Annotated in this window: 9 protein-coding genes; 3 read left to right on the plus strand and 6 right to left on the minus strand. The window is 53.8% G+C overall.

The window, feature by feature from the left end; translation table 11 throughout:
• Window positions 1–24 precede the first annotated feature (24 nt).
• From argS to ATHL_RS10000, 5 genes are all read right to left on the minus strand, one after another.
• Window positions 25–1803 (minus strand): arginine--tRNA ligase, encoded by a 1779-nt coding sequence (gene argS, locus ATHL_RS09980; RefSeq protein WP_114679489.1) that lies wholly within the window; start codon window positions 1801–1803, stop codon window positions 25–27.
• Between the two features lie 167 nt (window positions 1804–1970).
• Entirely contained in the window at window positions 1971–2237 is a 267-nt protein-coding gene (rpsT, locus tag ATHL_RS09985; RefSeq protein WP_062192968.1) for a 30S ribosomal protein S20, read from the minus strand.
• A 170-nt stretch (window positions 2238–2407) separates the two neighbouring features.
• Window positions 2408–3583: a phosphoglycerate kinase gene (locus ATHL_RS09990; protein WP_062192971.1), complete on the minus strand. Its 1176-nt coding sequence runs from the start codon at window positions 3581–3583 to the stop codon at window positions 2408–2410.
• A gap of 175 nt (window positions 3584–3758) precedes the next feature.
• Window positions 3759–4811, minus strand: a complete 1053-nt coding sequence (gene gap / locus ATHL_RS09995; RefSeq protein WP_062192974.1) for a type I glyceraldehyde-3-phosphate dehydrogenase — start codon at window positions 4809–4811, stop codon at window positions 3759–3761.
• Between the two features lie 157 nt (window positions 4812–4968).
• Window positions 4969–6324, minus strand: coding sequence for a gluconeogenesis factor YvcK family protein (locus ATHL_RS10000; RefSeq protein WP_062192976.1), 1356 nt, complete (start codon window positions 6322–6324; stop codon window positions 4969–4971).
• Window positions 6325–6512: 188 nt separating this feature from the next.
• Here ATHL_RS10000 and ATHL_RS10005 point away from each other — a divergent pair, with 188 nt between their 5' ends.
• The 3 genes from ATHL_RS10005 (at window position 6513) to ATHL_RS10015 (ending at window position 10435) form a co-directional block, all read left to right on the plus strand.
• Complete coding sequence (locus tag ATHL_RS10005; protein ID WP_062192978.1) at window positions 6513–7457, plus strand: ROK family protein; 945 nt, start codon at window positions 6513–6515, stop codon at window positions 7455–7457.
• 100 nt (window positions 7458–7557) lie between these two features.
• On the plus strand, window positions 7558–8895 hold the full coding sequence (locus tag ATHL_RS10010; protein WP_062192981.1) for an acetyl ornithine aminotransferase family protein: 1338 nt from the start codon (window positions 7558–7560) through the stop codon (window positions 8893–8895).
• Window positions 8873–10435, plus strand: coding sequence for an ATP-binding protein (locus ATHL_RS10015; protein WP_062192984.1), 1563 nt, complete (start codon window positions 8873–8875; stop codon window positions 10433–10435). Before ATHL_RS10010 ends, ATHL_RS10015 begins: the two co-directional genes overlap by 23 nt.
• Window positions 10436–10550: 115 nt before the next feature.
• On the opposite strand, the gene ATHL_RS10020 is transcribed toward ATHL_RS10015, so the two are convergent.
• On the minus strand, window positions 10551–11064 hold a 514-nt coding region (locus ATHL_RS10020; protein WP_162787665.1), incomplete at its 5' end, for a hypothetical protein.

An 11064-nucleotide genomic window follows, 5' to 3' on the forward strand; every position in this document is an offset into this window, starting at 1 on the left:
TCAGGCTCAGAACCTACCCTTCACTTACATAACCTCCGGGGCAGTAATACCGAGCAGTTGCAGGGCATTGGCAATCACCTGCCGTGACGCAGCTACAAGGCGTAAACGCCCGCTGCGCACCGGTTCCTCTACCGAGAGAACCGGACATTCATTATAGAAATCAGTAAAAGCCCTGGCCAGATCATACGCAATATTGGCGATGTGCAATGGCTTAAGCTCAGCCGCCGCACGCTGAACTTCTCTTGGAAAGCGCGAAAGAAGATCAATGAGTTGAATCTCGGCCTGCGCCAGGCTGTACCGGTAAGGCATTGGAGCAGGCAGGTCTTCCACTTTGGCGACGCCTGCCTTACGTAAAATACTGTTCGCCCGCACATGTGCGTATTGAATATAAGGCGCCGCCTGTCCATTAAAATCAAGCGCGGCCTGCCAGTCAAAAGTAACAATCTTGGCATTCTCCCGCGCCAGCATGGGGTATTTAATGGCCCCAATACCAACCGCCCGGGCCACTTCCATTTTCTGATCGGCAGACAGCTCAGGATTCTTTTCTTCCACCACCTGAAGTGCACGTTGAATGGCCTCTCGAATGAGGTTTTCCAGCAAAACCACCGTTCCCTCGCGTGAGGCCATCACTACATTACCGGGCAGGGTGACAATCTCATACGGAACATGCTGACAGCGAGTGGCCCACTCATAACCTGCCAGCTCAAGGGTCTTAAAAACCTGCTGAAAATGCAACGACTGGCGCACATCCACCACATAATAAGAGCGGACCAGGTCGGGATAATCGGTAAATTTCTTTTTGGCCAGTGCCAGGTCTTCGGTAGCATAAAGCGCGGTGTTATCAGAACGCAGGACGACCAGCACACGGTATTTCTCTTGCTTGAGTCCAAGCAGTTCGTCAATCTTCACAATTACCGGGCCGTTGGGGCGTTCATCCTGAGCGATTCCCTTGGCGATAAGCTCGTCAACCATTTCCTTACCGGGATGCTCAACCATGCTATTGAAATAATACACATCAAAACGAATGTCGAGCTGCCGGTACATCTCATCGAAACCATCCAGTGACCACTGTCGGGTTTCTTGCCAGAGGCGCACCACCTCAGGATCGCGCTGGTCCCAGCGGGCATAAAGAGCGCGAACTTCCGCTTCCAGTTCGGGGTTTTCTTCCAATCGCCGGACGGCTTCGGCATACATATCACCCATCCAGCGTGTAATATCCTTTTCAGGGCGCTCACCGGCATGGTATTTCATGTAATTCCAGAGCCACTTAATGACGTGTAAACCGATATCCCCGGGGTAGTTAGCACGCACCACGTCATAACCGGCAAACTCAAGAATGCGGCAAAGCGTATCTCCAAGAATGGCTGAGCGTAAATGCCCCACATGAAACGCCTTGTGGGTATTGGGCTGAGAGAATTCCACCATCACCCGCTCATGGAGACGCTCACCCCGCCCAAAATTGATCCCCTGCTCAAGAACAGCATCGATCACCCTTTGAGCATACGTGGCGGTTGAAAAATAGAGGTTAAGATACCCCCGAACCGCTTCAACCCGCTCAAAACCCTCAGGCGTGCCCAGGAAGGCAGCAATCTGTTCGGCAAGTTCAGTTGCCCGCTCTTGAACGTTGGCCTTCAACCCGGCTGCGCGAATTTCCTGAGCCGCCAGTTGAAACAACGAGGTGGAAATGCCCCAATGCCCATCGAATGGTATCCATCCCCAGGAAAGCCTGGGCTCAGGCAGGCCCCTCTCCCTGCAGAAGGCGAGGATGCGCTGATTTACCTGCTTTTGCTCGGCTTCAAACATCCGGTACTCCTGAAACCCCTTGGGCATCCGCTGCGGTTCCCTCAGCTGGCTATGCCCTAAAGAAAAAAGCGGGAGTCAATCCTCCCGCTGCCGTCGCCCACTGAAAGGGCGTTTCTTGTAGCGACAAAGCTCACCCGGAAAGATTACCTCCGGGGATCGAACAAGGATTACTTTGCCAGAGCTGCAAGGCGCTTCATCAGGCGGCTCTTGCGGCGAGCGGCGTTATTTTTATGAATGACACCTTTCTCGGCAGCCCGGTCGAGGGCACTGACCGCCCGAATGACAGCCTCTTTGGCTTCTTCCGGCGAGGCGGTCTCGATGGCAGTGCGGGCTTTGGCTACAAAAGTTCGGGCACGCCCCCGGTAAACCCGGTTGCGAAGCCTTCGCTTCTCATTCTGTCGATTTCGCTTAATTTGTGACTTGATGTTCGCCAACTTACAAATCCTCCAGATAAGTTCCACAATCGCGAGGTCAGATTTTACCGCAGTGTGGTGTTTTTGTCCAGTTCTCCGCCGGTCAGTGAACGTTTTTACCGCAGACCTGCACTTTGCAGGCATGAGCCCTGACTCGGTATTCAGGGCTCATGCCTTTTTAATCCTGAGGCCTATTTATCCTGCAGGGCGGCCACACCGGGTAAAACCAACCCCTCAAGCATTTCGAGAGAAGCTCCACCACCGGTAGAAATGTGAGTGATTTTATCGGCCAATCCCGATTTCTGGATCGCCGAAGCCGAATCCCCACCGCCCACGATAGTCACTGCCGGGCTCTTGGCCATTGCTTCTGCAATGCCAAAAGTACCTTTGGCAAAAGTAGATACCTCAAACACACCCATCGGGCCGTTCCAGACAACCGTCGCCGCGCTACCGATTACCTTGCCGTAGGCCTCCACCGTTTCCGGGCCGATATCCAGGATCATCCAATCGTCTGGAATAGGTCCAACCGGCATCACTTTCGTTTCTGCCCCTTCTTCCATGGATTGGGCAATGACCACATCTACCGGGAGACGTAATTTCGTGCCGCCCGAGGAGAGAAGCTCGCGCGCCAGATCGAGCACATCATCTTCCACCAGCGACTTACCTACCGGATAGCCCTGCGCCTTGAAGAAGGTATTGGCCATACCACCACCGATCAGGATCGAATCGGCTTTGCCCAGGAGATTCTTGATCACCCCAATTTTGTCGCTCACCTTGGCGCCTCCAAGGATGGCCACAAATGGGCGTTTGGGGTTTTCAATCGCCTGAGAAAGATACTGGATTTCTTTCTCCATGAGGAACCCGGCAACTGCTGGCAGGAAACGCGCCACCCCTTCTGTAGAAGAATGGGCACGATGTGCGCTTCCAAACGCATCATTGACATAAATATCGGCCAGCGCGGCCATCTTCCGGGCCAGTTCAAGGTCGTTCTTCTCTTCTTCAGGATGGAAACGCGTGTTCTCCAGTACGAGGATCTCACCCGGTTTCAGGCTGGCGGCTGCCTTTTCTGCGCTTTCGCCCACACAATCCTCCGCAAAGGCGACTGGCTTACCCATCAACTTGCCCAGATATTCCGCCACCGGTTTCATGGAGTATTTGGGGTCAGGGCCACCCTTGGGCCGGCCCAAATGCGAGAAAAGGATCACAGCCGCACCCTGTTCGAGGAGGTACTCAATCGTTGGCAATGCGGCACGCACCCGGGTATCATCCTGAACCACACCATCTTTAATCGGGACGTTAAAATCGACCCGCACAAGCACTTTCTTGCCTTTTACGTCAATATCCCGTACAGACTTCTTGTTGAACATAGACCCTCCCGTTGGACCGTCGAGATTCCCCTCAACGGATGTTTCTACACCCAGGGGTTCGATTTCATCAGATCGCCCCTGGCGAACGAAAACCTGGCGGTTAGTTCAGTCCGGAAACCGACCCTAACCGCCAGATAATCATCCTTCAGGCTGTCTGGATAGCCTGTTCATTCGTTTAGAGTTTCTTGGCAAGTAGAGCCGCCAGATCAGCCGTGCGGCAGGAATAGCCCCATTCGTTGTCGTACCAGGTGACTACTTTCACCAGATTGCCGCCCATAACCATGTTCGAGGGCAGGTCAACAATGGATGAGCGTGAGTCACCCTTGAAATCCATGGAGACCAGGGGATCCATGTACTCGCCGGTGGTTACACCCAGGATGCCCTTCAGCGCACCATTGGCCGCCTCCACAAACGCGGCATTCAATTCTTCCTTGGTGGTCGGTTTCTCGACCGTGGCTACAAAGTCCACAATGGAGACGGTGGGTGTGGGAACGCGCAGAGCATACCCGTCGAACTTTCCCTTCAATTCAGGGATCACCAGCGCCACTGCTTTAGCAGCCCCGGTAGTTGTGGGGATGATATTAAGCCCGGCAGCGCGCGAGCGGCGCATTTCTTTCTTATGCCCCTGATCGAGGATAACCTGATCATTGGTGTAGCTGTGAATGGTGGTCATGACCGCATTCAAGATGCCGAACTTCTCATGCACAATCTTGGCCGCCGGGGCAAGGCAGTTAGTGGTGCACGAAGCGTTAGAAATGACATGATGCTTGGCAGGATCGTATTTATCTTCATTGACACCCAGCACCACGGTCAGGTCTTCATTCTTTGCCGGGGCAGAAATAATGACTTTCTTGGCGCCGCCCGAAACAATATGAGCTTCGGCTCCGGGTTTACCCTTGGCCGGATCACCTTTGGCGTCCGTGAAAATCCCCGTGGATTCGATCACAATCTCCACTCCCAGGTCTTTCCAGGGAAGTTTAGCGGGGTCTTTTTCAGCCAGCACCTTGACAGTATGGCCGTTGATCACCAGGTCATTTCCAACCACTTCCACGCTACCAGGGAAGATCCCATAGTTCGAGTCGTACTTGAACAGATGAGCGTTGGTTTTGGCGTCAAACAAATCGTTGACAGCCACAACTTCCAGCTCATTGGGGTAACGTTCCATGATCGCCTTTAAAACCTGGCGTCCGATACGTCCGAACCCATTGATACCGATCTTTGTACTCATTCGAATAAACCTCCTCAAAAAAGGATATCAAATCACTGGAACATGCCCGCAGGCATGTTGAACGAAAACAAACCGAAAAAGCCCCTATCCTCTCCACGAGGGCCCCGCCTCAGAAATGAGAGCGCGGGGTAAAAACCAAGCTAATTATAAACGAAAATCAATTTTCGGAATTGTTCAAATTTTCACGATTTATCAAAGGACCGGTCCGTTCATAGAACAGGTCCATGATCACCTCAGACAGCCGTTTCGGATCGTGCCGCCACGGGTTGGAAGGATCGGCCAGGTCACATAGATATAAAGGATACCTGTCGCTCATCTCATCGTTGGGTTTCACCCAGTTAATTCCTTCTGGAAGAGTCCCCGAGTACTGGTTATTGCAAAGGATGAGATCGAATATCCCCTCTCCCACATGTTTTTCGATGCTTCGAACATGCTCAAAGCAATCGAAGCCGTCAGTCTCTCCCCGCTGAGTTGCCACGTTACAAATATAAAATTTTAATCCACGGCTGGCGCGCAAGGCTTCAGCAATATCAGGCACCAGCAAGTTCGGCAGAATACTGGTGAATAAACTTCCAGGTCCAACCAGAATCAGATCAGCATTTAAGATTGCCTGAACTGCTGGTGGATACGCCAGGGGGTTATCCGGCTCCAACCAAACCCGCCGGATACGTCCATCTGCTTTTGGAATCTGGCTTTCGCCTTTCACCAGCATTCCTTTTTCCGCATGGGGCATTTCCACATCGGCCACTAAACGGACGTCATGCAACGTGGATGGCAAAACCTGACCGTGAACTGCAAGAACCCGGGCAGACTCAGCCACGGCTTCTTCGAAACTACCCGTAATCTCCGCCAGAGCGGTGATTAATAAATTTCCCAGGGAATGACCACTCAAACCGTTCCCCGTGGCAAAGCGGTATTTAAACAATTGTCCCATCAAGGTTTCGTCATCCGCAAGGGCGGTCAGGCAATGGCGAATATCTCCTGGAGGTAACACCCCCAGGCTTCGCCGCAGTTCTCCAGATGACCCACCATCATCAGCCACCGTGACGATAGCAGTCAGGTTAAAAGTGTATTCCTTCAATCCGCGCAGCAGGGTAGAGAGGCCCGTCCCCCCGCCAATCGCCACTACACGCGGTCCACGTTCCCGTCTGCGGTACACAGAAATTGAGTCAACCACATGTTTGCCCGGTTGAAGAAATGGCTTCAACAGGGAACGATTAAATCCCCAGAGTCCAAGGATTAACAGGGTAATTCCCAGCCCGCCGAAGATCAACACCCTCAAAGGGCGAGTCAGAAACCGCAAAGCCAGGAAGGAAAGCGCCGGCAACCACCAGGTTTCAGGGGCGGTGCGGTAAACATCCAGGAGCAACATGGCTACCCCCACCCCAAGCAAGACATTTCCCGCCAGAATAAGGGCCAGCCAGCGCTTGACACCAATGCCGGGTGTCAGCCAGCGTAATTCCCGACGAACCGCTTTCCAGAAGCTACGCACAGGATCAGTTTTTTTCATCATTCGTTATCAATATATCAGCGATTGAATAACCCGTCAACGGATTACGCCAGAACCTGAAACAGCAATGGCCTTACGACGAACAGGCGTTGTCGAGAATCGGCGGCGCAACACTCACTTTTCAGAATTATTAATCACAGGCCAGCTTTAAGTCAATTAAATTAACTCAAATTGTGATATAATCACCGCGTATGGATACCTACCTCGCAGTCGATATCGGCGGGACTCAACTGCGCGCTGCCGTGTATCCGGCAGGAGCTACCCGCCCTCTCGCGCAGAAACGCATCCTCACCCAGGCGAAAGATCAGGCACCCATCGATCGCCTGCTCGATTTGATCCAGTCCGTCTGGCCCACCGATCACAGGGTTTGCGCCATCGGCATGGCGGCCCCTGGCCCCCTTAATCCGAAAACCGGCGTTTTATTTGCCGCACCCAACATCCCCGGTTGGGTTAATATTCCTCTCGCGCAGATCGTCCAGTCCCGTTTCAATGTCCCCACTTTTCTGGGGAATGATGCCAACCTGGCTGCGCTCAGCGAATGGAAATTTGGCGCCGGGCAAGGCTACCACAACCTCCTGTACATTACCATCAGCACCGGTATCGGCGGGGGTGTCATTGAAGACGACCGCCTGCTTCTCGGGCACCAGGGTCTGGCAGCCGAAATTGGGCATATCACCGTCCTCCCCGATGGCCCACTCTGCGGTTGTGGTCAGCGCGGCCACCTTGAAGCCCTTGCATCCGGCACTGCCATTGCGCATTATGTCGCCGAACAGCTGGCTCTCGGGGTTCCTTCCTCCCTTTCTCAAATTGCCAAACCCTCAGCGCGCGATGTAAGCCTCGCCGCCGATCAGGGAGATCCTCTCGCCCGTTCGGCCCTCACCCGCGCAGGCACTTTCCTGGGGCATGCCATCGCCGATTTTCTCCACCTCTTTAACCCTCAGATCATTGTTCTGGGTGGGGGGGTCTCTCAAAGCGGTCCATTATGGATGGAAGCCGTGCGCTCTTCCCTTTCTGAACGGGTCATTTCACCGGAGTATCTGCACGGGTTGGTCATCACCAAAGCCGCTCTCGGTGATGACACCGGCCTGCTCGGAGCCCTGGCTCTGGCCCTTTCTCAGACGTCACAGCCAGCCTGACAGGTGGATTTAAAGATAAAGATTTGCTACACTATGAGAGCAGGATCAGGCGCCTGCTCTCTTTTCTTTCCTGTCATTCAATCAAAAGGAGAAGCTACACATGGTTACCCCGTTGATCTTACCAGGGCCTGTTGCCAGAAGCATCATCGAGCGAGACCACGCCGTCATTTCACCCTCTTACCCAAGAGCGTATTCTTTTGTCATGGATCGTGGGAAGGGGTGCTGGGTCTGGGATGTAGATGGGCACCGTTTCCTCGATTTTGCGGCTGGCATTGCGGTAGTTTCAACCGGCCACAGTCATCCAAAAGTTGTCAGGGCCATCCAGGAACAGGCGGAAAAATTTATCCATATATCTTCTGATTTCTATCACGAAAAATGGGTGCAACTGGCTGAAAAGCTGGACGAGATTGCCCCCATGCATGAAGACACAGCTTCTTTCATGACTAATTCTGGTACCGAAAGTGTTGAGTCCGCCATCAAATTGGCCCGTTATGTCACCGGGCGGAGCCAGTTCATCGGTTTTTTAGGCGGGTTTCACGGGCGCACGATGGGAGCCGTCACTTTCACGGCCAGTAAAAACCATTATCACAAAGGCTTTTACCCCCTCATGAATGGGGTCGTGCACGTTCCCTATCCAGATCCCTATCGACCCATATTACGCAGCCAGCCCGGAGAAACCTACGGCCAGACCGTGGTTCGCTACATCGAAGAAGAAATCTTAGGAAAAGTGCTTCCTGCAGAAGAAGTAGCCGGGATCCTGGTAGAACCCATTCAGGGAGAGGGGGGATATATCCTTCCCGCAGAAGGCTTCTTCCCTGCCCTCCGTTCCCTTTGCGATCGTTACGGCATTTTGCTCATTGTGGATGAAGTGCAATCCGGGGTTGGACGTACCGGGAAGTGGTGGGGAATTCAACACTTTGGAGTTGAACCCGATATTTTATGTGTTGCAAAAGGAATTGCATCAGGTGTGCCCATGGGAGCCATGATCGCCCCCCGTGCATTGATGAGCTGGCCCAAAGGAGCCCACGGGAACACCTACGGCGGTAACCCTCTGGCTTGCGCTGCGGCTCTGGCCACCATTGACCTCATCGAGAATGAATACCTTGAGAACGCCTTTGCCATGGGCAATGAAGCTCTCAGGCTGGCAGAAGCACTGCAATCGCGGCATCCTAACCTCGGGCAGGTGCGCGGTAAGGGCCTGATGATTGGACTGGAATTTGTTAAAAACCCCGAAACGCGTGAGCCAGACGAATCTCTGCGCGATGCCGTCGTCAATTATGCCTTTGAACGCGGCCTGCTCTTGCTTGGCTGCGGAAAAAGTGTTATCCGCATCTCTCCACCTCTTTGCATACGCCGAGAGGAACTCGAACTTGGCTTCGAAATTCTCGATGAAGCCATAGAAACGGCACGAGCCCATGCTGGGTCCCTTACTGCCTGATTTTCGCGTCCGTCAACGGGATTACCTGCTGGAGATTGCCCGGGCGATCACCCAGGAATTGGACCTCGGGAAGCTTCTCAACCGAATCCTGCGGATTTCGGTAGAAATGCTTGCCGGGCAGGCCGGGTTCATCGCCCTGCGCGAACGCGCCGGTTGGCATGTGGTAGCCTCTCAGGGGATTCCCACGATCCTTCTCCGCATGATCGAACAAATGCTGGCTGAGGTTGTCGAAGAGGAAGATCCTGAGCAATTTGAGCTTCCTCAAATCAGCCACATGGCCGATCAGCTTGCTCAACAGGCCAGCCTGGGGTTACTCAGTGGAATAGGCCTACCCCTGGTAACGCGAAAGCGAGTCCTGGGCGTGATCATTATCTTCCGCTCCTACACAACGGCATTTTCTGCCAATGATCAGGCCCTGCTAAGCAGTTTTGCCAACCAGGCAGCCATTGCCGTTCAGAACGCCCAGCTCTATGCAGAAGCCAACGAAGAACGCCAGCGTCTGAACACCCTGCTGGATTCGCTTTCGGATGGCATTCTCATTCTCGCTGCCAACAATACCATCGAGCGTTGTAATCCGGCTTTTGCGCGGATGTTGAACCTCCCCAGACAAGCCCTCATCGGTCGTCGCCACGAAGATGTGATTCGCTGGGAACGCCCTCCGCAGGGAATGACCCTGGAACAGGCCGAATCCGGCGGCTGGCCGTTGACTCCGCACGCCTATCTCTATGTAGAGGGAGATATCAAAGTAGGTGATGACCTTCCCCCCTTACCCGTAGGGATCACTTACGTACCCCTCATTGGGGAGAACGGAAGGCTTCGCAATATCATCTGCACCGTACGTGATATTACAAAGTTCCGTCAGGCCGAAGAGCTCAAGAGCACTTTTATTTCGGTGATCAGTCATGAATTGAAAACCCCTGTGGCCCTGATTAAAGGTTATGTGAGTACCCTCCGCCGCGACGACGCCCAGTGGGATCCGGAAGTGATCCAGGACAGCCTGGAAGTCATCGAGGAAGAAGCTGACCGCCTGGCCGGGATGATCGAAAACCTGTTGGAAGCCTCACGCCTGCAAGCCGGCGGTTTGAGTCTCAAACGATCTGATGTTTCGCTCCCGCGCCTTGCAGCACGGATCGCCGAACGCATGCAAACCCAGACCACCAGCCATACCATCCAGGTAGATTTCCCCGAAGATTTCCCCATCATTTTCGCCGACGAAAATCGCCTCGAACAGGTACTGACCAACCTGATCGGCAATGCCATTAAATATGCGCCGGGAGGCATCATCCGCATTCATGGTGAGGTTCGTCCCCAACAGGTAATCGTCTGTGTCAGTGACCAGGGGCCAGGTGTGGCTGCCGAAGACATCCCCCACATTTTTGATCGTTTCTACCGTGCCCCCGATGTAGCCCGCCAGACCAAAGGTGCAGGACTGGGTTTGTACCTGGCCAAAGCCATCGTGGAAGAACATGGGGGGCGTATTTGGGTGGATAACGTTCCTGGCCAGGGTGCCCGGTTCTGCTTCTCCCTCCCCAGGGAATAATTGTTCCTCAACAGGGTGGATCGTTCAGACCTGCCGAATGGGTGATCGTTCCAGTATTGGTAAAACAATGGTGAAGGAACAGGAATGAGGGCTGCCCCCTGGCGAATTACCAGGGTTACGCCATCAAGTCAGCCAGGTGCAAACCACGGGCCAGATGGTTTCCAGCTAAGGCGATCAGGCGGCTTATGCCAAGAGCAGATTGCTCTTGTTTGTAGCCGCGCATCGAGCGATAGCGCTCTTTGATCCACCAGCCGATGGCGCGCTCGCAATGGTTGTTGGTGCCGTCTATGATCTCATTTCCATCCTCATCTTTCCAATTCCGGTAGAAAGTCAGGCGCGGCCAGAGGTTCCAGCGATCCATAAACAGGTTGCGGATACGAAAGGCCACGTCATGTTTCTTGCCCTTGCCCGGCTTGCGAGCCTGGGCATAGCGCAAATAGATTCCTTCCAGGCATGCTTGATCCTCTGGACGCCGGGAATGGATCATGGCTTTGAGACAAGCCAGGTCCTCCAACGCTCGTTCAGGGGACACTTGAATGGCTTCCAGCGAATGATCCTGGCCTTCCCGGATGATGGCTGAGAGTTCTTCTACCAGGTCTTCTGTGTTTCTTCCAACGTGGCTCTTGCAT

The organism is Anaerolinea thermolimosa, from assembly GCF_001050195.2.
Taxonomy (GTDB): Bacteria; Chloroflexota; Anaerolineae; order Anaerolineales; family Anaerolineaceae; genus Anaerolinea; species Anaerolinea thermolimosa.

Excerpts from the sequence above, each read along its gene's own strand:
- ATHL_RS10015 (WP_062192984.1), top strand. The coding sequence starts at position 8,873 with ATGCTGGGTCCCTTACTGCCTGATTTTCGCGTCCGTCAACGGGATTAC.
- ATHL_RS10000 (WP_062192976.1), bottom strand. The coding sequence starts at position 6,324 with ATGATGAAAAAAACTGATCCTGTGCGTAGCTTCTGGAAAGCGGTTCGT.
- ATHL_RS10010 (WP_062192981.1), top strand. The coding sequence starts at position 7,558 with ATGGTTACCCCGTTGATCTTACCAGGGCCTGTTGCCAGAAGCATCATC.
- ATHL_RS10005 (WP_062192978.1), top strand. The coding sequence starts at position 6,513 with ATGGATACCTACCTCGCAGTCGATATCGGCGGGACTCAACTGCGCGCT.
- ATHL_RS09990 (WP_062192971.1), bottom strand. The coding sequence starts at position 3,583 with ATGTTCAACAAGAAGTCTGTACGGGATATTGACGTAAAAGGCAAGAAA.
- argS (WP_114679489.1), bottom strand. The coding sequence starts at position 1,803 with ATGTTTGAAGCCGAGCAAAAGCAGGTAAATCAGCGCATCCTCGCCTTC.
- gap (WP_062192974.1), bottom strand. The coding sequence starts at position 4,811 with ATGAGTACAAAGATCGGTATCAATGGGTTCGGACGTATCGGACGCCAG.